Origin of the sequence: Gordonia lacunae (assembly GCF_002149015.1) — a bacterium.
Classification (GTDB): Bacteria; Actinomycetota; Actinomycetes; order Mycobacteriales; family Mycobacteriaceae; genus Gordonia; species Gordonia lacunae.
Window position 1 is genome coordinate 77094 of sequence record NZ_NGFO01000002.1, and the last position, 23422, is coordinate 100515.

Here is a 23422-nt window from a genome sequence, read left to right on the forward strand (position 1 = left end):
TGTACAACAACCTCGCCATGGCGATCCTCTCCCGGTACAACTCGCGTTGCCACCAGAATCGCGGGCTGCGGGGCCAGCAGCGTCGTACCGCCGCAGTAACCGCCTACTGCATCCGCAGTACGAGCGCGTCACCTCGGGGGTGCAGCCACCAATCCGCTGCGGTAGGCGATGCTCACCAGTCCCGCACGGTCGGGCACCCCCAGCTTGGCCATCGCCCGATTGACGTGGGTCTTGACCGTGAAGCGCGAGATCGTCAGTTGTTCGGCGATCTGCTCGTTGGTCATTCCGGCGGCGACCAGTTTGACGATTTCCAGCTCACGACCCGTCAACGTCGCGATACCGGGATGCCCGGCGGCGTCCCGTGTCCGATCCGGGACCGAATTCAGATACTGCACAACGCTTGTCGCTGCCGTGGTGGACAGCCAGCTGGCCCCCGATGCCACCGTCCGGATCGCCTCGACGAAGAGTTCGGTCGGAGCTGTCTTGCCGACGAATCCGTTGGCACCCTCCCGCAGCGCGGTCACCACATTCTCGTCGTTCTCGAACGTGGTGAGGACCAGAATGCGAGTGTCGGCCAACAATTCGTCGCCGCGGATGGCGCGGATGGTCCACAACCCGTCCCGGCGGGGCATCCGAAGGTCCACGACCATGACAGTCGGTGTCAGCGCTCGCGCCATCACCAGGGCTTCGTCGCCGTTGGCCGCCTCCCCCACCACGACGATGTCTCCTTCGACCTCGATCAGCTCGCGAAGGCTGGAGCGAACGACTTCCTGGTCGTCGACGAGAAGTACGCGGATGTCCATCACGTCGCGTCGCCCCCGGTCGCTCGGTCAGGGCCGATGTCATGGCGACGCCTGAACTCCGCTCGCACACAGAACTGTTCGTCGGATTCCTCGATCGCGAAGGTGCCGCCGGCCGACCGGACCCGCTCCCGCATACCGACCAGGCCGAATCCACCCCCGGGTGCGGGCTGTCCCGCTGACCCGGTTGTCACGACAGCGGGATCGAGGGGATTGCAGATGCTCACCGTCGCGTCGGCACCCGGACCGCACTGCACTCGCACGTCGGCACCTCCCGCGCCGTGTTTGTAGGCATTGGTCAGCGACTCCTGCACCACCCGGTAGACGGCCAGACCCACCGCCGGCGTCAACTCGCCATCGAATGCACCGGTGACTGTGAGCGTGGGCGGCCGACTCAACGATTCGAAAGGCCTCAGCAGGTCGGCCAATTCATCGTTCAGACGCCCCGTCACCACCGGTGGGTCCGCGTCGTCGGTGTTGTTCTCGCGCAGGATGAGCACGATGTCGTGCAGTTCCGAGATCACCGAGCGCGCCGACAGTTGAGCTTGATCCAGGACGGCGTCCGCCTCGGGGACGGCGTTGTGCAGACGAGACCGGGCGACACCGATCTGCATGCTGACGGCGGTGATGTGGTGGGCGACCACATCGTGGAGTTCTCTGGCGATACGCATCCGCTCCTCGGCGACGTGCCGCAGCACCGCCTCTTCCTTGGTGCGCTCAGCCCGAGCAGCCCGATCCTCGACACTCGCCACGTAGAGCCGGTGTGCCTGGATCGCCGACCCGACAGCGGTGACGACGGCCACCCACAATGCGTTGACGACGAGCGTCAACGCTGCGGGGACCAGCCGTTCGGACACCGCCTGCGCGGTACACAACGCCCCGCCTATCGCCACGGCAGTCCAGATCGCCTCGCGCTGGGGACGATTCACGGCGACCTCGAAGAGCCACACGTACGCCAGGACCACGACCGCCACCATGGTGGGTGAGACGAGAACCTCGTTGATCGCGATCGTCACGATGAACAACCCAGCGACCACGGAAACGCGCCCGCGCCGCCCGCTCGCGAGCACCAGTGCGGCCAGCGTCACGCCGACAGCCGACCACGTGAGCGCTCCGCGCCAGCCGACTACCACGCTTTCCACCACAGCCGAGGCGTAACCGATGGTCAGGGGTAGGACGCCCACCCAGGTGAAGCGCAATGTCCCGATCCGGCTCCGACGGTTGTTCCCCGTCACCGTGGATCACCTGCCAGACCTGTCCGGCCGCGGGTCGTCGGTCGTGAGGTCGCGGGGTGCATACCGTCCATCGTGACACCCTCCGACACAGGCGCTCATCCCGTTGACGCGCGTAACCGTCGAGCGAAGAGATGTTGACGCGGGCTCCGCCCGCATGGAGCAGTCGCGATGTCGCCGCCTATCTGGCCTCCTGGCGTATCCGCGTCAGGCGCATCGCGTCGACCCGCCACGCGCCGTGGACCTTTCGATACTCGTCGTGATAGTGGCCGAATCCGTGCAGACTCTTCATCGCCGAACCCTCCGGCCACCACAGCATGTCCTCCATGGCCCAGACTCCCGACGCCGACGATTCCGACTCGACCACGACTTCCGGAGTGTGACCGTGATGTACGGTCGCGACGCCGTCCAGCGTCGACCGCAAGAGTTCGACGTAGGCGCCCTTGGAGGTGGTGACCTCACCCCCGGCCTGGGTCATGTCCACCACGACACCCTCGGTGAACAGCTCCGCCAGGGCCGTCCAGTCCTTCGTGTCCATGAACCGGAAGTACTTGGCCTTGAGCAGATGAATCTCGGCTGTCGCGGCCGACTCCTGCTCGGCGGTCAACGATCGTCCGCGGGCAGAGGGCGGCTTCAGGACTTCGATGTTTCCCTGGAAACCGCTCATCATCTTCGTGCGGTGGGACATCCGCCAACCGCGGTCGGTGAGCGTCCACCGGTCGTGGTAGTCCCCGAGAGTGGAGAACGGTTGCCCCTCCAGGGAACCCGTGCCGAGATGGAGGTCGGAGACATAGGCGGCGCTCGTGGCCGTCCCCGCCTCGAGGTCGACGTCGACGAGTACGTTCCCGAGGAGGTGTTGGGTCGCTCCGCAGTGATCGAGGAACGAACGGATCAGGTCGACCACCGCATCCGGCCCGTGGAGGGTTCCGGTCCCGAGCTCGGCGGTCACATCGGACACCATGATCGATCTGAGCGCATCCCAGTCCCGGTCGTCCATGGCTCGCGCGAAGCGAACCACCTGCCGGGTGATCTCGCGCTCGGCGAGAATACTCTCCATGTTCATGGCCTGGTCTGCGTTCCAACGGGACTGGACATCAGAACTGCCTTCCGGGTGATGTGGCGTCGGCACTGGCGGCGTACGGCAACGGACCGGCGAGGATCGTCACCGCTGGCCGGCGATGACATCCTCGGGCGCCCAGACCGCGCGCATGCTCGTGATCGTGAGATCGTCATCGAAGGTCATGACATCGATGGGCTCGACCACAACCGTCTGGTCGGGCAGGTGCGAGGTGACGCGGAAGTGGAAGGCCGCGGTCGACCCGCCGGACCGGACGGTCAGCAACTCCGCAGTCGAATCGATGGAGTCCAGCGCGCTGTAGAACTTCTCGATCTGCGCTCGACCGACCTTGATCTCGGAACCGACCGGATCCTCGAGCGTCGCATCCTCGGCATACAACGCGGCGATCTCGGCCGACGTACCGCTGCTGACTGTTGCGATGTACCCGGCAACAGCATCACGGATCTGCTTGGTTGAGGGAGACATGAAACTCCTGTCGAATCGTTTCGCGCATCCATCACGGCCTCTGCGCGGCCCCGTGGAAGGGCTCACGTCATCGAATCAGCGGGTTCGGCCCGACGACATACCGTCGTCCGCTGAACGGGACATCACCGCCGGCCCTCCGAACGCACACTGGATGATCTACGGCGCACAGTCGACGAAAACGGACGCACAGTCGACGGAGTCGGGTGCACAGTCGACGGGAACGGGAGCACCCCTGGCGTGGCATTTCTGTAACGTGTTCTAATTCAGGTAGAACACGTTCCAGCTGCGCGCACGAAGGGGACCCCATGGCCGGCTCGACCGAACCAGAACAGACCAGTACCGAACCCGAGACCTTCGACGTCGTCGTCGTCGGGGCCGGCGCTGCGGGCCTGAGCGCGGCGATCACCGCAGCTCAGAAGGGCTTGTCGACGGTCCTGATCGAAAAATCGCCGTACTGGGGCGGCTCGACGTCGCGGTCGGGGGGCGGGGTCTGGATCCCGAACAACTCGGTGCTCCGCCGCGACGGCGTCACCGACACCCCGGACAAGGCTCGCGAGTACGTCCACGCGATCATCGGCGACCATGCCCCGGCCGACCGCATCGACGCCTACATCGACCGTGGTCCCGAGGCGCTGGACTTCCTGATGGCGCACGCCCCCCTCGACCTCGAGTGGGTCAAGAACTACTCGGACTACTACCCGGAGGCGCCCGGCGGCCGGCTCGCCGGACGGTCGATCGAACCGCGCCCGTTCGACGCGCGCCGGCTCGGGGACGACCTGAAGACCCTGCACCCGCAGTACACCAAGGCGCCGCTGAACATGGTCGTCCTGCAGTCGGACTACCGCTGGCTCAACACCGGCCTACGTCACTGGCGCGGTCCGCTGCGGATGGCGAAGGTCGGCAGCCGGTTCTTCTGGGCGCGCAGCCGCGGCAAGAAGCTGATCGCCATGGGTGCAGCCCTCGCGGCCGAGCTCCTCCTCGGTGTCCGCGAGGCGGGCGTCCCGGTGCGGTTGAACACCGGCCTGGCCGACCTCATCACCGAAGACGGTCGCGTGGTCGGCGTGATCGCCGAATCCGATGGCAAGCGGGTCGAGATCCGGGCCCGCCACGGCGTGATCCTCGCCTGCGGCGGGTTCGAGCACAACGACGAGATGCGCAAGAAGTACCAGCGCGACCCGATCGGTTCCGAGTGGACCACCGGCGCCCCCAGCAACACCGGCGACGGCATCAACGCCGGCCTCAAGATCGGCGCCGCGGTGTCGCTCATGGACGACGCCTGGTGGGGGCCGACGATCCCGCTGCCCCGCGGTCCGTGGTTCGCGCTGTCGGAGCGGGCGGTGCCGGGCACCTTCATGGTGAACACGCGCGGGCAGCGCTACATGAACGAGTCCCTGCCGTATGTCGAAGCGGTACACCAGATGTACGGCGGCGAGTTCGGGCAGGGCGAGGGCCCCGGCGAGAACGTGCCGTCGTGGCTCATCTTCGACCAGCGCTGTCGCAACCGCTACCTCTTCGCCGGCATCAACGCCCGACAGCCGTTGCCCAAGAGGTGGTTCGAGTCGGGCGTCGTCGTCAAGGCCGACAGCATCGCGGCCCTCGCCGAGAAGATCGGCGTGCCCGTCGACGCACTCACCGCGACCACCGAGCGGTTCAACGGCTTCGCCCGTAAGGGTGTCGACGAGGACTTCGGTCGTGGCACAAGCGGTTACGACCACTACTACGGCGACATCACCAACAAGCCCAATCCGAGCCTCGGCGAGGTCAGCAAGGGCCCGTTCTACGCGGTCAAGATGGTCCCGGGCGATCTCGGCACCAAGGGCGGGATCAACGCGGATGCCTCGGGTCGCGCCCTGCGGGCCGACGGTTCGGTCATCGACGGTCTCTACGCGGCGGGCAACACCAGCGCCCCGGTCATGGGACACACCTACGCCGGCCCCGGCGCGACGATCGGTCCGGCCATGGTCTTCGGCTACCTGGCCGCCGCCGACATCGCCGCCAAGGCCGCCACCCCGACATCCGCAGGAGCCTGATCACGATGCCCATCGACCTCTCCGTCGCCCTGGGGGCCGAGCTGCCCGAGGTGAGCTTCGAATGGTCGGCGTCCGACGCCGCCCTCTACAACCTCGCGGTGGGAGCCGCAGCGGACCCGATGGACACCACCGGGCTCGAGTACATCCACGACGCCACGCCGAAAGTGCTGCCCACCTTTGCCACCGTGGCCGCCGGGTTCCACACCACCGAACCCCCGAAGGTCTCGTTCCCCGGCATCGACATCGACCTCGCGAAGGTCGTCCACGGCAGCCAGCAGGTGACCGCCTACCGGCCGCTGCCGGCCGCCGGCAAGGCGACCACCCGCACCCGCATCGCCGAGATCCAGGACAAGGGCTCGGCCGCGGTGGTCGTGCAGGAGTCGGTGACCACGGACGACGAGGGCCACACCCTCTGGACCTCCCGGTCCTCGATCTTCGCCAAGGGCGAGGGCGGCTTCGGCGGCGAACGCGGTTCCTCGGCCAAGGTCGACTATCCCGGCCGCGCTCCGGATCATCGGCTGACCGTTGCGACGCTTCCGCAGCAGGCACTGCTCTATCGGTTGTGCGGAGACCGCAATCCGCTGCACTCGGACCCCGAATTCGCCTCCCGGGCGGGCTTTCCCCGGCCGATCCTGCACGGACTGTGCACCTACGGCACGGTCTGTCGCGTGATCGTCGACGAGGTCCTCGGCGGCGACGTGACCGCGGTCGCCGACTACTCGGCATCGTTCGCGGGCGTGGTCTTCCCGGGCGAGACCCTCGCGGTCGAGGTGTGGGAGGACGACTCCCGGCTGCTGGCCACCGCAACCGTCGTCGAACGCGACGGCGCGAAGGCCCTCGGCAATGTGGTCTGCGAACGTCGCCGATAGAACCGTCGTCGCGACGGCTCGGCCGCAGCCCGGAGACGCTGTCTCGTGGGGCCAGTACGCTACACACGCGGACCGCGAGGCGGCCCGCAGGTTCCACGTCGCATATCCCCGAGGAGACGCCCATGAGCGATTCGCTGACGCCCCTACTCGCCGACAACCGCAGTGCATTGGTGACCGACCTCGTCGGTGTCATCGACGCCGAGGTGGCCGACCAGTCGGGCCTGAGCGGCGCTGCTGTGAAGACCGCCTACTCCGCGGTGCAGAAGGTGAAGCCCGGTGTCGTGCGCAGCGCCACCGACCAGATGGCCGAGGACTTCCTGAAGGCGCTGGCGCCCTTCTGGGATTCCAAGCCTGCCGGTGTCGCCTTCGGCGACCACCTCTCGGCCAACAGCGACGCCGCAGCCGAGGCCCTGCTCTCGGTCACCGACGAGCAGGCGGAGACGGCCAAGCCCGCGCTGGCCAAGGCGTACAACTCGCTGCGCGGCAAGGGGAAGAAGTACGTGATCGCGGCACTGCCGCGGCTGGGTGCCGCCATCGAGCGGCACGCCGCCTAGGGTTCGGCGCGCGCGTCGTCGGCGGTCGGACGGCCACTCCGACGAAGTCGGATCAGGCGGTTACTCCGACGAAGTCGGATCAGGCGGTTACTCCGACGAAGTCGGATCAGACGCTTACTCCGACGGAGTCGGGTCAGACCGCTGACGACGCGATGGCCACGAGGGCCACGACGACGCCGATGAGTGCGGCGAGCATCGACAGCACACGCCACACATGGACGCGGGCGGGCGAGATCTCGGTCCCATTCGGGGCGACGTCGGGCGATGCGACCGGGGCCGCGGCAGCGGGAGTAGCAGCGGCGGGGGTTCGTGCGATTCGGGGTGAGGCCATGACCTGTCACCACTTTCGGTTGTCCGGGGCCAACGGGGACCGGCGCGGTCTCGCGTGTGCCCGGTATCGATACTGCAGTGATAAATGTGTCACAAGTTACTGGTGTAGCGTCGGCGCCCACAGAGCGTGTCGCGATAACGAAACCGCAACACAGTGTCGTCGTCGACCGACCGCGTGTCGCCGCATGCAGACCCCGAAAGCGCAGGACGCCGAATGAGATTACCGTCCGCCATCCGCCTCGACGCTCGATCTGCCTGGCTCGTCCTCGTCGCCTGTCTGTCGGTCAGCATGGTCGTGGCCGCGATGGCGGCCCTCAACACGGCCCTGCCCGACATCGCGATCGACACCGGTGCCGACGCCGGGCAGATGACCTGGATCGTCGACGGTTACACCCTGGCGCTGGCGGCGCTGCTGCTCCCGGCGGGCGCGATCGGCGATCGGCTCGGACGTCGCGAGGTACTGATCGTCGGCCTTCTCCTGTTCGGCCTCGCCTCGCTGGTGGCGATCTGGGTGGACGGCCCGACCCAGCTGATCCTGGCCCGGTGCTTCGCCGGTGCCGCCGCGGCGCTGATCATGCCGACCACCCTGTCCCTCATCACCTCCGGGATGCCGGAAGGTCAACGCGCAGTCGGGATCAGCATCTGGTCGGCCATCGCCGGCGGCGGGGCGATCGCCGGCTTCCTCGTGACCGGCGTTCTCCTCGAGTTCTTCACCTGGCACTCGATCTTCATCACCTTCGCCGCATCCTCGGGAATCGCGGCGGCGCTCTGCCTGACCATCGGTACGTCGAAGGACAGCGACCCCGGTCGCTTCGACATCCTGGGCACCGTGTGTTCGATCCTCGCCATCACCGGCGTCGTCCTCGGACTGCTCGAAGCCCCGCACCGGGGCTGGGCCGATCCCCTCGTTCTGATCTGCATCGTGGGCGGCGTACTGCTCGCCGGCGCGTTCGTCGTCGTGGAACTGCGCTCGGCCTCTCCGCTGTTCGACGTCCGATTGCTGGCGAACCGGGCGTTCGGTTCCGGTGCCCTGTCGGTCGCCGTCCAGTTCCTCGCATCGTTCGGCATGTTCTACCTCCTGCTGCAGCTCCTCCAACTGGTCTTCGGGTACACGCCGCTGCAATCGGCACTCGCACTGATGCCGTTTGTCGTGGGTGTCGGGATCACGACCCTGATCGCCAATTGGCTGGCGGTACGGCTCCACTCACTGAAGTTCGTGATCGCAGGCGGCGCACTCCTGTCGGGGATCGGCCTGCTGCTCCTGGGCCTGTTCCGATACGAGTCGTACTGGGGGCTCGCGGGCGTGGTCGCGGTCATCGCGGTCGGCATCGGCCTGGCCTCCGCACCGGCGACCACGGCCATCATGTCCAACACCCCGCTCGACAACCAGGGTGTCGGCTCGGCGGTGAACGACACCGCGCGCGAGATCGGCGCGGCGATCGGTATCGCGATCGCCGGCAGCATCGTCGCCGCGGGGTACCAGTCGCGGATCGGCGAGACCGCGCAACTCGCCCGCGATCAGCTCGCCGCGGCCGGCCAGCAGCGGGTGGCGGCCGGCGACACCGCCGGAGGCGAGGCCATGATCGCCGAGGCCGACCAGGCCGGGACCCTCATCGAACGCTCCCTGGCCGAGGCCAGTGTGGTGGTCGACAAGCTGTCGGGACAGGCCGCGTCGCTCGCGGAGAAGATCGCCGACGGCAGCCAGGAGGCGTTCTACGTGCCGTTCGAGTACGCGTGCCTCGTCCTCGGCGGGATCATGGTCGCCAGCTCGGTGGCCCTGCTGTGGTTGACACCTCGCCGCGTCGTCGAGGTGGCCGCCACCGACGACGGCGAGGTGCGCGACCCCGACCACGACGACACCTACGCCCGCGACTGAGTGACGTAGCCTGTCCCGGTGGTACTCACCGCGGACAGCGTCGCCGGCACCGTTGTCGGCGTCACCGCCCTGCTCGTCGTGATCGTCGCGACCGTTGTCGCCCAGCGTGTTCCGGCCGTGGCGGTGGCCGCACCGGTCGCGGCGCTGCTCATCGCGCTCGGTCTCGCCGACCTCCACGACGCCGCCGACGAGATCACCACGATGGCGCCGACGATCGGTTTCCTGGCCGCGATGCTGGTGGTCGCCGACGCCTGTGCCCGCGCGGGCGTCTTCACCTGGATCGGGTCGCTCCTGGCCCGATGGAGCAGGGCCTCGCCACATCGATTGCTGCGCATCGTCTTCCTCGCGGCCGCGGCGACCACCGCGGTCCTCAGCCTCGACACCACGATCGTCCTGCTGACGCCGGTCGCCGTGGCCACCGCACGGCGGATCGGCGCGCGGGTGACCCCGGTCGCGTTCGCGAACGCCCACCTGGCCAATACCGCATCGACCCTGATGCCGGTGTCCAACCTGACCAATCTGCTCGCGTTCTCCGCAACCGGGCTGAGCTTCCTCGGCTTCACCGGCGTGATGCTGGCGCCCTGGGTCGCCGCGATCGTCGTCGAGTACCTGATCTTCCGCCTGTACTTCGCCGACTCGCTCGCGCGCACTGCCCCGGCAGCCGATTCGACCGCCGGCGAGTCGGCGCCGGTGGATGCCCCGCCCCGCCCCACCCTGATGCTGGCGATGCTCGGTCTGCTGCTGATCGCCTTCGTCGTGACCGAACCGCTGGGCATCCCGCTGGCCGCGGTGGCCGGCGTGGGCGCGGTCGCCTTCACGGTGCCGCGGCTGCTCGACGCCCCGCTGCCCACCCTGCGGGACACGCTGCACGCCGTGAACATCCCGTTTCTCGGGTTCGTCGCCGTCCTCGGTGTCGTCATCCTGCCGGTGCGAACCGGCCCGATCGGTGACTGGATCGGCGGCCTGATCCCGGACGAGTCCGCATTCCTCGCACTGCTCGGGGTCGCCGCGCTGGCCGCGGTCCTCGCCAACCTGGTCAACAACCTGCCGGCGACCCTGCTGCTCATTCCGCTCGTCGCCCACGATCCCGGCCTGGTCCTGGCGATGCTCCTCGGCGTCAACCTCGGACCCAACCTCGCCTACTTCGGGTCGCTGGCCAACCTGCTGTGGCGCGACATCATGCATCGCGACGGTTCCGGCGGGGGCACGGGCGCCCCGACCTCCCGCGAGTACCTACGCCTCGGAGCACTCACCGTGCCGGCGACACTCGTCGTCGCCGTCGTCGCGCTGTGGGCGGTGCTGCGGCTGACGTAGCGGTCGCGCCGGACAGGGCGGTCCGGTCGTCGTCATCCCGGCGGTGTGCTCGTGCCGAGGATCGGCCAGCAGATCTCGGTGGTGGTGAACGCGGTCGGATCGGCGAGCGATCCACCGAGGTAGTGCTCGCGGATCGGCCCCTGGCGGCTGATCAGGTGTTCGTTCGCGAAGGTGCCCAGGGCGCCGTAACTGCGGTCGATGCCGTCGTGACCGCCGGAGTGTCTGAGCACCGCGTATTCGGCCGCCGGGAAGACCTCCGCACGGACGCCGGCCGGCGGGGTGGCAGATGGCGGCGCGGGGACGAACATGGTTGCTTCACCCTGTGATTCGAGAAACAGTGCGCGATCGTAGAGCCCGCCGGGCACGACCGCCACCGGTGCGCCGGCCGCCGTAGCGACCGCGTCCCGCAGCGTGCTCAGCGTCACCGCGAACCAGTCGTCGATCTCCGAGGTCTCGATCGTGGCGCCGACGGACCACACGGCGAGCGCCGGTTCGTGGCGCACCGCGATCAACGCGGGGGTGCGCACCGGCGAGAGTAGTTCGCGCAGCGCGCCGACGCTGTCACGAGTCTGCTGTAGCTGCACCTCCATCTGCTCGAGATGGGTCGTGATGATCTCGGTGCGAGTCGCGGCATCGTCTGCGCTCAGCAGGGCCTTGATGTCGGGGATGGACATGCCGAGAGATCGGAACCTGCGGATGATGTGCGCGTGGTCGACCTGGCCGGTGTCATAGAAGCGGTAGCCGGTGTCGGAATCGACCTCGGCCGGTTCGAGGATGCCGATGTCGTGGTAGTGCCGTAACGCCTTCCTGCTCAGGCCGGTCATCACCGCGAAGTCACCGATCGAGACCCGTGCCCCCATTGCGTCCTCCTCGGTGATCGGCGTGCCAGGTGAGGACATCGTGCAGTCTGCCCCTGGGGCAAGGTCAACAGCGCGGCATGCGGGTTGACTCTCCCCTTGGGGGAAGCCCCACCGTGGGGTCATGAACACAGAATGGGACGCACTCCCCGACACGATCAAGACATTCATGACCGCACTCGACGCGAGAAAGGACGATCGAGCCCTCGCCACGTTCACCGCCGATGCCGTGGTGACCGACGAGGGCCGCGACCACACGGGACGCGACGAGATCAGGGCCTGGCTGTCTGCCTCGGTCAGCGGCAGCGAGTACACCTATACGACCGAGTTCACCGGCGCGACCACGACCGCGACCGGCGTCGACGTCGGGCAGCACCTGGAGGGCGACTTCCCCGGCGGGGTCGTCGACCTGCACTACCGCTTCGTGCTGGACGGCGAGCTGATCAGCCGGCTGGTGATCGAGCCGTGACACGACGATGGTTCATCACCGGGGGGACACCGGGCGGCTTCGGGGTGGCATTCGCCGAAGCGGCTCTGGAGACCGGCGACCGAGTGGTTCTCACGTCACGACGGCCGCACGAGATGGCAGCGTGGGCCGGGCGGTACGGGGACCGCGTTCTCGTGGTGGCGCTCGATGTCACCGATCCCGCGCAGGTGCTGCGCGCGGTGCGAGCAGCCGAGGAGCACTTCGGCGGAATCGACGTACTGGTCAACAACGCCGGCCGCGGCTGGTTCGGATCGATCGAAGGAATGGACGAGTCCGCGGTGCGGGCGATGTTCGAGCTGAACTTCTTCGCGGTGCTGTCGGTGACGCGTGCGGTGCTGCCGGGGATGCGCGCCCGCGGCGACGGATGGGTCGTCAACGTGTCCTCCGTGGCCGGGCTGGTGGCGGCGCCCGGTTTCGGCTACTACAGCGCGACGAAGTTCGCCGTCGAAGCCGTCACCGAGACGCTTCGCGACGAAGTCGCCGCGCAGGGCATCTCGGTGCTGGCGGTCGAGCCGGGAGCCACGCGCACGAACGCCTACGCCGGCTTCGTCGACGAGCCGGTGTCAGAGCCGATCCCGGAGTACCACGAGATGCTCGACGAGGTTCGCACGGCGTTCGTGGACATGGACGGCGTGCAGCCCGGAGACCCGCACCGCGGTGCGCGCGCGGTGATCACGGCCATGGCCCAGGAGCCGCCGCCCCGCCGGCTGATCCTGGGCAACAGTGGTTTCGATGCCGTGAGCGATTCCCTGGAGAAGGCGTTGGCGGACATCCGATCAAACGAGGACCTCTCTCGGAGAGCGGATTTCCCTGCCGACGGTTAGCCGGGTGAGCATCACGGCGCCGGCGGGGGCCCGCCACCCGCGCGGGGTCCTACCATGACCACATGCTCGCAGCGCTGTTGTCCTTCGTCGTCACCGCGACGCTGATCGTGCTGCTGCCGGGCCCGGACACCCTGGTGGTCCTGCGCGCAGTGGTACGCGGTGGACGCGGCGAAGCCCTGCGGACCGCCGCCGGGATCGTGTGCGGCCTGATGGTCTGGGTCACCGCCGCCGTCCTGGGCCTGTCGGCATTGCTGCAGGCCAGCGAAACCGGTTACGAGATCCTGAAGATCGTCGGGGCCTGCTACCTCGTGTGGATGGGCATCAGCTCGGTCCGCGCGCTGTTGCGCGCCGCACCCGATCTCGCGGCATCACAAGACGCGGTCGCGCCGCCCGCGGGCCGGAAGGCGGGTCTGCTGTTCGCCGGCTTCACCGCCGGGTTGCTCACCAACATCCTCAACCCGAAGATCGGCATCCTGTTCATCAGTCTCCTGCCCGGCTTCGTGCCGGACGGGTACTCCACGGGATGGACGACCCTCGGCTTGGGGGCGATCTACATCGCGCTGACCGCGGCGTACTTCACCGTGCTGGTGGGCGCCGCCGGCCGTATCGCGGGATGGCTCCAGAGCGCACGAATCCGCCGTCGCGTCGAAGCGATCGGCGGAGTCGCGTTGATCGGGCTCGGAGTGCGTCTCGCACTCGAGGGTTGATCAGACCGGGGCGGTCTCGTGGGCCGCGGCCGCAGCCTTGGCCCACCGGTAGTCGGCCTTGCCGGCCGGGGTGCGCTTGACCTCGTCGACGAAGACGACGGTGCGCGGCACCTTGTACCGGGCGAGGCTCTCGCGGCAGTGGTCCTGGATCTCCTCGAGCGACGGCTCGTCGGCCCCGTCGGCGACCTTGATCACCGCGGCGACGCGTTGCCCGTATTTCTCGTCGGGGACCGGGACGACCAGCGCGTCGGCGATCGCGGGATGCCCATGGAGGGTCGCCTCGACCTCTTCGGCGTAGACCTTTTCGCCGCCGGTGTTGATGCACTGCGAACCGCGTCCGAGGAACACGATCGACCCGTCGGCCTCGACCGTGCCCATGTCCCCCAGGATCGAGATCCGGGTTCCGTCGGCCAGCGTCGGGAAGGTCTTGGCCGTCTTCTCCTCGTCCTTGTAGTAGCCGAGCGGGACGTTGCCGATCCGCGCGATGTAGCCGACCTCCCCGGAGCCGGGTTCGATCTTGTTGTGCCGCTCGTCCACCACCATCATCCGGTCGGTCGGCGGGACCTTCAGATTCCCGTTCTCGTCCATCATGATCTCACCGTCGTTCCCGGACTCCGACGCGCCGAAGTTGTCGCGCAGCACCAGATCCGGCTTCACCGCCAGCATCCGGTCACGCACGTGCTGCGACCAGATCGCGCCCCCGGAGGTGATCGAGAACATCGACGACAGATCGACGGCGTCCTTGCGCTTCTCGAGTTCCTCGACGAGCGGCATGCCCATGGCGTCGCCGACGATCAGGACGATGTTCACCTTCTCCTTCTCGATCTCGGTGACGATTGCCTCGGGATCGAAATCCCGCTGGATGACCAGGCGTCCGCCGAGAGTGAAGAACGTGAAGAGCGAGTACGACGCCGCGCCGTGCATGAGCGGCGCCGCGAGCAGGAATGCGATGGGCGGGAAATCCTTGACCGCCGTGCCGATCTCCTCGAGATCCTGGCGGGCCTCGCCGTACGGGTTGCCACCGGACAGCGGCTTGCGGAAGAAGTCGTCGTGCTGCCACATGACACCCTTCGGGTACCCGGTGGTGCCACCGGTGTAGAGCAGGTACAGCTCCTCGCCGGTGCGCGGCTCGAAGTCCCGGCCGTCCGGTTTGGACTCCGCATCGGCGAAGGACACGATCTCGACGACGCGACCGTCGGGCAGGCCGGCGACTGCCGCATACAGCTCCTCGGCGACGTCACCGATGACGAAGATCGTACGGACGGTGGGTGTCTCGGCGAGAAGGGCCGCCACGCTGCGCTGATGCTCGGGCAGTTCGACGATGATCGCGCGGGAGTCTGAGTTGTCGAAGATGTACTGCAGTTCGGCGTTGGTGTAGCGGTAATTCACGTTGACCGGGACGGCGCGCACCTTGAGCAGCCCCAGCAGGCTCGTGACGTGTTCGACGCTGTTCTTCAGGAACAGCGCGACGTTGTCGAACGCGCCGATCCCCGCCCCGGCGAACAGATGTGCCACCTGGTTGGAGAGGGTGTCGAGTTCGGCGTAGCTGATCTGGCGACCCTGATAGCTGAGCGCGATCCGCTCGGGCACCGAGTCGGCCACGGTCTCGAAGACATCGGCGAGGTTGAACTTCATCGTGCGCGCTCCTTGGTCATACGGAGTGAATTGGTGGGGGTTCGGGATGCGCTCCCTGGGGTGCGAGGAGCGATAGCGGTCGACCATCCGCTCCCTGAGGTGCGAGGAGCGATAGCGACGAGCCTCGAAGGGTCGTCTGGAATCCTCGGATCGGCAGCTGTCATGCGGTCAGCACCAATCCGCTTGTGGGAACGCCGGTCCCGGCGGTCACGACGACCTTCTCGGCCGCCTCGACCTGGTTGACCGAGGTCCCGCGGATCTGCCGGACCCCTTCGGCGATCCCGTTCATGCCGTGGATGTAGGCCTCGCCCAGCTGGCCGCCGTGGGTGTTCAGCGGCAGTCGGCCGCCGACCTCGAGGGCGCCGGGTTCCCGGACGAAGTCCTTGGCCTCGCCCCGCCCGCAGAATCCGAGCTCCTCGAGCTGCAGGAGCGTGTACGGCGTGAAGTGGTCGTAGAGGATCGCCATGTCCATGTCGTCGGGGCGTAGTCCCGACTGCGACCACAGCTGGCGGCCGACGAGCCCCATCTCGGGCAGGCCGGCGAGCTCGTCCCGGTAGTAACTGGTCATGATGTACTGGTCGGCAGCACTACCGGCCGCGGCGGCTGCGATCACGGCAGGCTTGTGCGGCAGGTCTTTCGCCCGTTCCGGGGACATGATGACCAGCGCGACACCGCCGTCGGACTCCTGGCAACAGTCCAGCAGATGCAGGGGTTCGGCGATGTACCGCGAGTTCTGGTGGTCCTCGAGGGTGATCGGCTTGTCGTAGAAGAACGCGTCCGGGTTCACCGCTGCGTGCTTACGGTCGACGACCGCGACGCGTCCGAAATCCTCACTGGTCGCCCCGAAGTCGTGCATGTACCGCTGGGCGATCATCGCGACGAACGCGGCCGGGGTGGACAGACCGTGCGGGTAGGTGAAGGCGTTCTCGGTCCCCGAGGAGTTCTCCTGGTTCGCCACCGCCGAATTCACCTGTCCGAAGCGCAGACCGGATCGCTCGTTGAAGGCACGATAGGCCACCACGACGTCGGCGACGCCGGTGGCCACCGCCATCGCGGCCTGCTGGACCGTGGCACACGCCGCGCCACCGCCGTAGTGGATCCGCGAGAAGTACGTCAGGTCTCCGATACCCACTGCTCGTGCGACGGAGATCTCGCTGTTGGTGTCCATCGTGAAGGTGACGAGACCGTCGACGTCGGCGGGCGTCAGACCGGCGTCGGCGATCGCCGCCGACACCGCCTCCGCGGCGAGCCGCAGCTCACTGCGCCCGGAATCCTTCGAGAACTCGGTCGCGCCGATGCCGGCGATCACCGCCTGACCGGACAGTGATCCCATCAGAGGTCCTCCCCTCGACCGGTCGGCCCCCGGCGCTCCGGCTCCGAGCCCACAGGGGCGGGCTCGGCCGCACCGATCGTGAGCGTGACCGTCGAGATGACATGTTTGCCGAGCGAATTCGTGCCGGTCACGGCGACCGTGATCACCCCGTCGTCGACGGCGGTGACCTCGCCGGTGAAGGTGACGGTGTCGTAGGCATACCAGGGGACACCGAGTTTGAGTGCGATCGAACCGATCCGGGCGGACGGGCCTGCCCAGTCGGTGACGAACCGTTCCACCAGCCCGGTGTCGGTGAGGATGTTGACGAAGATGTCCTTGGACCCCTTCGCCTGCGCGAGATCGCGATCGTGGTGCACGTCCTGGAAGTCGCGCGTGGCCAGCGCGGTCGCCACCACGAACGTGGGTGTCGCCTCGATCGTCAACGGTGGCAGTGTCGTTCCGACGGCCGCGGGATAGGCGGCAACGGTCGTCATTCGGAGTCCTCTTCCGTGGTCGGTTCCCACGCGTGCAGGGTCCACGCCGCGGTCCCGGCCGCCTCGTCGGCCGGGAAGTCCAGATAGGTTGCGCGAACGCGCATGCCGATCGACACCGCGCCCGGTTCGACGCCCCGGAGTTCGCCGAGCATGCGAACCCCCTCGTCGAGTTCGACGAGCGCGACCACGAACGGCAGCTGCCGTCCAGGGACCTTCGGCGCGCGGTGGACGACGTAGCTGTAGACGGTGCCGGTGCCGGCCGCGACCACGTACTCCGTCGGCGGGACCGTTCCGTCGGCCGCACGCGGTTTCCAGGTGGCCGGGACCGGTGGATGGCGCAGTGCACCGTCACCGTCACGTTGGATTCGCAGCTGGTGCGCGGCCACCCCCTCCCAGAAGAAGGCGGTGTCCCGGGACGCGCTGGGCTTGAGCAGCCGCGCCGGGTCCAGATCGGCGGGCACGTCGGACGGTGCCTGCTCCGCTCCTGGATTCCGGGCTGCCGGACGGAATTTGAGGATCCGGAACCGCATCTCGGCGACGACCTCGCGCGTCCCGTCGTCCCCGCCGACCGACCAGACGTTCCTGGTCGTGAAGAACCACCCCTCGCCCAGGGCGGTGTTCTTCGGTCCCACCACCTCCACGAGCTCGGCCGACAACGCGACCTCCTCACCCGGGCGGGTGTAGCGGTGGTAGACGGTGTCGCAGTTGGTCGCCACCACCGAGGTGAAGCCGGCCTCGTCGAAGAGTTCGCTCGCGCGGCCCAACGGATCATCCGCCGTCCGCACGCCGTGGAGGCCGCGCATCGTCCACACCTGTGCCATCGCGGGCGGCGCGACGATGCCGGGATGTCCGGCGTCCCGGGCGGCGCCGGCGTCGGTGTAGACGGGGTTCGTGTCCCCCATCGCCTCGACCCAGTTGTTGATCATGGGCTGGTTGATCGGGTCCCGACCGGCGACCGGCGCGCTCGGACCGGCGTCGATGATCTCCTGCGCGGCGGCTCGGATCGCCTCGTCGCCGACGACGCCGTCGCGGGTGACTTGGGGCGCGCTCATCGCTTGGCTCGCGGTAGACCGAGACCGGCGGTCGCGATCATGTCGCGCATGACCTCGTTGACCCCACCACCGAAGGTGATGACCACGTGGCGCTTCTGCTGGACGTCGAGCCAGTTCACCAGCGCCGCGGTCTCGGGATCGGTGAAATCGCCGTAGCGTCCGACGATCTCGTCGACCATCCGGCAGACGGTCTGGATGCGTTCGGTCGAGAACACCTTGGTGGCCGCCGCGTCGGCCATCGAGATGGCCTCTCCCGTCGCGGCCACCTGCCAGTTGAGCAACTCGTTGATGCGGCCGTACGCGTCGATCGTGGCGAGCGCGCGGCGGACGTCCGGATGCTTCGCGATGACGGTCCCATCGGGACCGGGCCGCTGCGCCCAGGCGCGCACCCGCGCCGCGAGTCCGTCGATCCGGCCGGCCGGGCCCAGCATGACGCGTTCGTGATTGAGCTGGGTGGTGATCAGCTTCCAGCCGCCACCCTCCTCGCCGACCCGCATCGACACCGGAACCCGGACATCTTGGTAGTAGGTGGCATTGACGTGGTGGGCACCGTCGGCGGTGATGATCGGCGTCCAGGTGAATCCGGGGTCGGACGTGTCGACGATGAGGATCGAGATCCCCTTGTGCTTGGGTGCATCCCGGTCGGTCCGGACGGCGAGCCAGATGTAGTCGGCGTCGTGCCCGCCCGTGGTGAAGATCTTCTGCCCGTTGACCACGTAGTGGTCGCCGTCGCGGACCGCGGTGGTGGTCAGCGACGCCAGGTCGGTGCCGGCCTCGGGTTCGGTGTACCCGATCGCGAAGTGCACGTCACCGGCCAGGATCGCGGGCAGGAACTTCTGCTTCTGCTCGTCGGTGCCGTGCACCTGCAGCGTCGGCCCGACGGTCTGCAGCGTCACCGACGGCAGCGGGACGTCGGCGCGCACGGCCTCGTTGGTGAAGATCTGCTGTTCGATCTCACCGAAGCCCTTGCCGCCGAACTCCTTCGGCCAGCCGACGCCCAGCCAGCCGTCGTCGCCCATCCGCTTGATGACCTTGCGGTAGGTCGGTCCGTGGCGTTCGGTGAGCATCACCGCCGCCTCGTCGGGAGTGACCAGATCGGCGAAGTACTCGCGCAGTTCCGCGCGCAGGGCGCGCTGTTCGGGGGTCAGATCAATGAACATCGGGCACCTCTGCGATACGGGTGTCGTCGGCGGGGACGTCGGTGATGTCGGCGAGTTCGTCGAGCCGCACGTGCGCTCCACCCACCAGGCGCGCCAGGTCCTTGGTGAGGGAGAAGTAGCGATGCAACGGATAGGTGATGTCGACTCCGATGCCGCCGTGCAGGTGGGTCATCGTCCGCGTGGTCGGCGGGATCTCCTCGGCCAGCCAGTAGGCGGCGACGGCGAGATCGGTTGCGGCGTCCAGTCCTTCGGACAGTCGCCAGGCCGCCGCGGTGGTCGCCAGTTCCATCGACCGGCCGACGACATAGATGTCGGCGAGCTGCTGGCCCACCGCCTGGAACAGGGCGATCGGCTTGCCGAACTGTTCGCGCGTCGAGACGTGGTCGGCGGTCAGGCGGGTGGCGCCGGCGACCAGGCCGTCCGCGTAGGCGCACAGGGCGAGGCGATACCGGTCGCGGAGAACCGCGAGATCGCGGACCACGATGTCGGTGTCGTCGACGGGTACGTCGTCGAAGGTCACCGTGTACTCGCCCCAGCCGCTCGAGGTCGGCGTACGCGCGATGGCGACCCCCTCGGCGTCCGGCGACACGGCCACGACGCCCGCGTCGGCGGCCACGAGGAACAGCGAGGCGCCGTCGGCATGCAGCACACCGACCTTCGTCCCGGTGAGCCGACCGTCGCGGACGGATGTCCGCGGGGTGGCGGTCAGGGCGTCGCCGTGTTCGCCGATCGCGACCGAGACCCAGCTGCCGCCGGTGAGCGAGCTCCCGAACCGCGACCACACCGATCCCTCGCCCGCCTGGGCGTCCGCCTTGGCGAACACGAGCGCCGCGGTGAGCGAGCCGAGCGCGGGCGTCACGGCCGCGGCGCGACCCATCCGGCGGAACAGCGGGAGCAGACCCGACTCGTCGACGTCGTCGCCGTCGAGTGCGGCCGGCAGCGGCAGCGCGAGCAGTCCGGCGTCGACGAGTGCCTGCCAGCCGTCGGCCTCGAACCCGCCGCGGGTCGCCTCCCGCCCCGCGTCCGTGCCGCCGGGATCGCGCCCACCGAACGCCGACTCCCAGTCGGACTGTCGTCGTGCGAACACGTCCTCGGCGACGTCGCGAACCGCGATCGCCGTGCCGTCCAGGGCAAAGTCCACCCTGCGCCTCCCTCACCATGAACCCGTCAAGAACTAGAACCTGTTCTAGTTGTATCAGAGTCCGCGCGCAAGGGTGTCGGAATCGGCGCTTATCTGCGGTTTCAGCACTTTCCGGGACGGTCAGGACCGAGGCAAACCGAGAATGCGTTCCGCGGCGGCGGTGCGGAGGATCTGGGTCGTCCCGCCCGCGATGGACAGGCAGCGGTTCTGCAGCACCGCGTCGGACGCCTCGGACGCCGCCAGGCCGGCGACCCCGAGAAGGCGCAACGCGAGGTCGGGCACCGACTGGCGGTGTTCGACGCCGATCAGTTTGCGGACACTCGACAGCGCGCCGGGGTCGAGCCCGGCCAGTTGCCTCGTCGCCGCCCGCGCGTCGAGTACCCGGCCGACATGCGCGTCGGCGAGCTGGGTGCCGAGTGCCGACAGTTCCTCGGCGGTCAGCTCCCGATCCATCGACCGCACCTGCGAGAGCAGCGCCTCCATCTCCTTGCCGAGACCGGTCCCGCCCATCGCCACCCGCTCGTTCGCGAGCGTGGTGCGGGCCAGCCGCCAGCCACCGTTCACGTCGCCGACGACGCAGTCATCGGGCACGACGACACCGTCGAGGAAGACCTCGTTGAAGTTGGCCCGCCCGGAGAGCTCGCGCAGCGGCCGGATGTCGATGCCGGGCGAACCCATGTCGACGAGGAAGTAGGTGATGCCCTTGTTCTTCGGCGCGTCCGGATCGGTGCGCGCCAGACAGATCGCCCACTGTGCGTTGTGGGCCTGCGAGGTCCAGATCTTCTGGCCGTCCAGCCGCCAGCCGCCGTCGACCCGCTGGGCTCGGGTTCGCAACGCGGCCAGGTCCGAGCCCGCCTCGGGCTCGGAGAACAGCTGACACCACACGATGTCGCCGGCGAGCGTCGGCGCCACGAACCGTTCGCGCTGCGCGTCTGTGCCGTGCTCGAGGATCGTCGGGATCGCCCACGCGCCGATCACCAGGTCCGGGCGCTCGATGCCGGCCGACTCGAGTTCGATGTCGATCAGCAACTGCAGCGCGGCATCGGCGCCCAGGCCGTGCGGTGCCGGCCAGTGCGGGGTCAGATAGCCGGTCTCGGCGAGGAGTCTGCGCCGGTCGTCCGGAGCGGCGTCGGCGATGGTCGCGACGGTGGTCCGGACCTCCTCGCGCCGGTCTTCGACCTGCGACAGGTCGAGCCGGAAACGTCGCCGCGCGCCCGACAGCCCGAGTCCGGCGAGTGCGGCGGCATGCGCCGATGCGTTCGCCAGCGCCGCCTGCGCGGCGAGGGCCGCACGGAGATAGAGATGCGCGTCGTGCTCGAAGGTGAACCCGATCCCGCCGAGAACCTGGACGCAGTCCTTGGTGTTGGCGACCGGATCGCGGCCCACGACGACGTCGGCGGCCAGCCTGCTGATCTCGAGTTGCTCACGCGCGGTGACGAGGTCGTCCGAGGACCCGTCCGCCCCGGCGGCCGCGAGCACGTCGTCGACCGCGCGGGCGACGTCCCACGCGACCGCGGTGACCCGCTCGCTGCGGCACAGCATCTCCGCACAGATGTGCTTGATCGCCTGGAAGGAGCCGATCGGCACCCCGAACTGGGTGCGGACCTTCGCATACTCCACGGCAGTGTCGAGGGCCCATCGGGTGACGCCGCTCTGGTACGCGGCGAGGGTCGCCGACAGCAGGCCGGCGACGACCGTCGGGTCCCCGAGTTCGATCAGGTCGTCGAGCTCGACCTCGGACACGCGGACGCGGCTGACCGACGCGGTGCCGTCGAGGGGGGTCTGCGGCGCGACGTCGGCGACACCGACCCCCGGGGGGACGATCCACCACGACCGTGCGCTGCCGACGGTCCCGAACTCGACCAGCACGGCGCACCCCTCGACGTACCCGCCGACGAGTCCGAGGTCGAGGTCGCCGCCGGACAGTTCGAGGGCCACCCCGGCGTAACTCGACGCGGGCGTCACCACCGGTACCGATCCGGCGAGCAGCTCCGGCAACAGCGCGGCGCCCCGGTCGGCGTCACCCTCGTGCACATCGCCCCGGAGAACCGCCAGCGCGATCGCCGCGGTCACCGTCGGCCCGAGCGGGCCGGGGACGAGGTCGGCCCCGCACTGCTCGAGCATGGCCGCCACGTCGAGGAAGCTCGCACCGAGGCCGTCGGATGCCTCGGGGACCGCTGCGGCGAACACGCCCAGGTCGGCGATCTGGGACAGTAGCTGCGTCCACTGGTCGCGCGGCTTGTCGATGTCGGAACGGACGATGTCGGTCACACTGGTGGAGCGCGCCCAGGACGCGATGCTGTCGCGCACCGCGATCTGCTCGGAAGACGTGGCGATTGTCACTGGCAATCCCTGTATGTCGAGTTGTGACGAATAATTAGAACCTGTTCTAATATGCCATGGGTGTACTCGGATCGGGTAGCCACCCGCGATCCACCCGACAGACCGTTTGACACGTGAGGATGTTCGAGAGCACATGGCCCGTTCTGCACCCGGCAACGCCGCGGTCGACGCTCCCACCGGGGCTGCGGCGTCTGCCGCCTCGTCCGAAGCCGGCTCCACCGCGCAGCGCGAACGCCGCCGCCGCATCCTCGACGCCACCCTCGCCCTGGCGTCCAAGGGCGGATACGACGCCGTGCAGATGCGCACCGTCGCCGACAAGGCCGACGTGGCCGTCGGCACGCTGTACCGCTACTTTCCCTCGAAGGTCCATCTCCTCGTCACCGCGCTCGCCCGCGAGTTCGAGCGCGTCGAGTCGAAGGTGGACCGTTCACTGCTCCGGGGCGACACCGCCATCGACCGCCTCCGCCATGTGCTGGACATGATCACCTTCGCCATGCAGCGCGATCCGCTCCTCACCGAGGCGATGACCCGCGCGTTCATGTTCGCCGACGCGTCGGCGACCGCCGAGGTCGATCAGGTCGCCGGCATCATCGACCGACTCCTCGCGGGGGCCATCGTCGACGACGGCGAACCGACCGAGGAGGATCTCGCGATCGCGCGCGTCCTCTCCGACGTGTGGATGTCGAACCTGGTGCAGTGGCTCACCCGTCGTGCGTCGGCCACCGATGTCACCAACCGACTCGAGTTGACCGTCCGACTTCTGCTCAAAGACCGCGTCAAGTAGTAGGCACCGCCCCCCTCGAACGAGACGTCACAACTGGGTGACGAGGACCTTCTCGACTTGGGAGCCCTCGAAGTTCTC

The 23422-nt window shown here is 68.4% G+C and carries 22 protein-coding genes; 9 read left to right on the forward strand and 13 right to left on the reverse strand.

The features are described from left to right. Positions 1 to 128: 128 nt before the first annotated feature. The 4 genes from CA982_RS02155 to CA982_RS02170 form a co-directional block, all read right to left on the reverse strand. Positions 129 to 803 carry a response regulator gene (locus CA982_RS02155; RefSeq protein WP_086533704.1) on the reverse strand — a complete coding sequence of 225 codons (675 nt, stop codon included), beginning with the start codon at positions 801 to 803 and terminating at the stop codon, positions 129 to 131. Beyond that, a complete protein-coding gene (locus tag CA982_RS02160; protein ID WP_086533705.1) occupies positions 803 to 2035 on the reverse strand; it encodes a sensor histidine kinase in 1233 nt (410 codons plus the stop codon). The genes CA982_RS02155 and CA982_RS02160 overlap by 1 nt, the downstream gene beginning before the upstream one ends. Positions 2036 to 2213: 178 nt before the next feature. Continuing rightward, positions 2214 to 3095 (reverse strand): nuclear transport factor 2 family protein, encoded by an 882-nt coding sequence (locus CA982_RS02165; RefSeq protein ID WP_086533706.1) that lies wholly within the window; start codon positions 3093 to 3095, stop codon positions 2214 to 2216. A 99-nt stretch (positions 3096 to 3194) separates the two neighbouring features. Then, a complete protein-coding gene (locus CA982_RS02170; protein ID WP_086533707.1) occupies positions 3195 to 3575 on the reverse strand; it encodes a nuclear transport factor 2 family protein in 381 nt (126 codons plus the stop codon). Between the two features lie 305 nt (positions 3576 to 3880). Between CA982_RS02170 and kstD the strand changes: the two genes are divergently transcribed. The 3 genes from kstD to CA982_RS02190 all read left to right on the forward strand — a co-directional run bounded on the left by kstD (position 3881) and on the right by CA982_RS02190 (position 7028). Further along, positions 3881 to 5605, forward strand: coding sequence for a 3-oxosteroid 1-dehydrogenase (kstD, locus tag CA982_RS02180; RefSeq protein WP_086533709.1), 1725 nt, complete (start codon positions 3881 to 3883; stop codon positions 5603 to 5605). A 5-nt stretch (positions 5606 to 5610) separates the two neighbouring features. After that, entirely contained in the window at positions 5611 to 6474 is an 864-nt protein-coding gene (locus CA982_RS02185; protein ID WP_086533710.1) for a MaoC/PaaZ C-terminal domain-containing protein, read from the forward strand. Between the two features lie 122 nt (positions 6475 to 6596). Next, positions 6597 to 7028, forward strand: a complete 432-nt coding sequence (locus tag CA982_RS02190; RefSeq protein WP_086533711.1) for a DUF6918 family protein — start codon at positions 6597 to 6599, stop codon at positions 7026 to 7028. A 133-nt stretch (positions 7029 to 7161) separates the two neighbouring features. On the opposite strand, the gene CA982_RS02195 is transcribed toward CA982_RS02190, so the two are convergent. After that, positions 7162 to 7359: a hypothetical protein gene (locus CA982_RS02195; protein ID WP_086533712.1), complete on the reverse strand. Its 198-nt coding sequence runs from the start codon at positions 7357 to 7359 to the stop codon at positions 7162 to 7164. Positions 7360 to 7572: 213 nt separating this feature from the next. On the opposite strand from CA982_RS02195, the gene CA982_RS02200 reads away from it, so the two are divergent. Next, positions 7573 to 9234 (forward strand): MFS transporter, encoded by a 1662-nt coding sequence (locus CA982_RS02200; protein ID WP_086533713.1) that lies wholly within the window; start codon positions 7573 to 7575, stop codon positions 9232 to 9234. An 18-nt stretch (positions 9235 to 9252) separates the two neighbouring features. Further along, complete coding sequence (locus tag CA982_RS02205) at positions 9253 to 10548, forward strand: SLC13 family permease (protein ID WP_086533714.1); 1296 nt, start codon at positions 9253 to 9255, stop codon at positions 10546 to 10548. Between the two features lie 32 nt (positions 10549 to 10580). Here CA982_RS02205 and CA982_RS02210 read toward each other — a convergent pair whose 3' ends face one another. After that, positions 10581 to 11408, reverse strand: coding sequence for a MerR family transcriptional regulator (locus CA982_RS02210; protein ID WP_086533895.1), 828 nt, complete (start codon positions 11406 to 11408; stop codon positions 10581 to 10583). Positions 11409 to 11529: 121 nt separating this feature from the next. Here CA982_RS02210 and CA982_RS02215 point away from each other — a divergent pair, with 121 nt between their 5' ends. The 3 genes from CA982_RS02215 (at position 11530) to CA982_RS02225 (ending at position 13423) form a co-directional block, all read left to right on the forward strand. Beyond that, on the forward strand, positions 11530 to 11874 hold the full coding sequence (locus CA982_RS02215) for a nuclear transport factor 2 family protein (RefSeq protein WP_086533715.1): 345 nt from the start codon (positions 11530 to 11532) through the stop codon (positions 11872 to 11874). Continuing rightward, complete coding sequence (locus CA982_RS02220) at positions 11871 to 12716, forward strand: SDR family NAD(P)-dependent oxidoreductase (protein ID WP_086533716.1); 846 nt, start codon at positions 11871 to 11873, stop codon at positions 12714 to 12716. Before CA982_RS02215 ends, CA982_RS02220 begins: the two co-directional genes overlap by 4 nt. Positions 12717 to 12778: 62 nt before the next feature. Further along, the gene (locus tag CA982_RS02225) at positions 12779 to 13423 is read left to right on the forward strand and encodes a LysE family translocator (RefSeq protein WP_086533717.1); all 645 of its coding nucleotides are present in this window, start codon (positions 12779 to 12781) and stop codon (positions 13421 to 13423) included. Here the strand turns inward: CA982_RS02225 and CA982_RS02230 are convergent, their stop codons facing one another. From CA982_RS02230 to CA982_RS02260, 7 genes are all read right to left on the reverse strand, one after another. Then, on the reverse strand, positions 13424 to 15058 hold the full coding sequence (locus CA982_RS02230) for an acyl-CoA synthetase (RefSeq protein WP_086533718.1): 1635 nt from the start codon (positions 15056 to 15058) through the stop codon (positions 13424 to 13426). 160 nt (positions 15059 to 15218) lie between these two features. Then, on the reverse strand, positions 15219 to 16391 hold the full coding sequence (locus CA982_RS02235) for a lipid-transfer protein (RefSeq protein WP_086533719.1): 1173 nt from the start codon (positions 16389 to 16391) through the stop codon (positions 15219 to 15221). Next, complete coding sequence (locus CA982_RS02240) at positions 16391 to 16864, reverse strand: MaoC family dehydratase (protein ID WP_086533720.1); 474 nt, start codon at positions 16862 to 16864, stop codon at positions 16391 to 16393. Before CA982_RS02240 ends, CA982_RS02235 begins: the two co-directional genes overlap by 1 nt. Then, positions 16861 to 17916, reverse strand: a complete 1056-nt coding sequence (locus tag CA982_RS02245; RefSeq protein ID WP_086533721.1) for a bifunctional MaoC family dehydratase N-terminal/OB-fold nucleic acid binding domain-containing protein — start codon at positions 17914 to 17916, stop codon at positions 16861 to 16863. The genes CA982_RS02240 and CA982_RS02245 overlap by 4 nt, the downstream gene beginning before the upstream one ends. Continuing rightward, on the reverse strand, positions 17913 to 19076 hold the full coding sequence (locus tag CA982_RS02250) for an acyl-CoA dehydrogenase family protein (protein WP_086533722.1): 1164 nt from the start codon (positions 19074 to 19076) through the stop codon (positions 17913 to 17915). Before CA982_RS02250 ends, CA982_RS02245 begins: the two co-directional genes overlap by 4 nt. Next, complete coding sequence (locus CA982_RS02255) at positions 19066 to 20217, reverse strand: acyl-CoA dehydrogenase family protein (protein ID WP_086533723.1); 1152 nt, start codon at positions 20215 to 20217, stop codon at positions 19066 to 19068. The genes CA982_RS02250 and CA982_RS02255 overlap by 11 nt, the downstream gene beginning before the upstream one ends. A gap of 120 nt (positions 20218 to 20337) precedes the next feature. Continuing rightward, positions 20338 to 22560: an acyl-CoA dehydrogenase family protein gene (locus CA982_RS02260; RefSeq protein ID WP_086533724.1), complete on the reverse strand. Its 2223-nt coding sequence runs from the start codon at positions 22558 to 22560 to the stop codon at positions 20338 to 20340. 133 nt (positions 22561 to 22693) lie between these two features. Between CA982_RS02260 and kstR the strand changes: the two genes are divergently transcribed. Next, positions 22694 to 23344, forward strand: coding sequence for a cholesterol catabolism transcriptional regulator KstR (kstR, locus tag CA982_RS02265; RefSeq protein ID WP_086533725.1), 651 nt, complete (start codon positions 22694 to 22696; stop codon positions 23342 to 23344). The last annotated feature ends 78 nt before the right edge of the window (positions 23345 to 23422 follow it).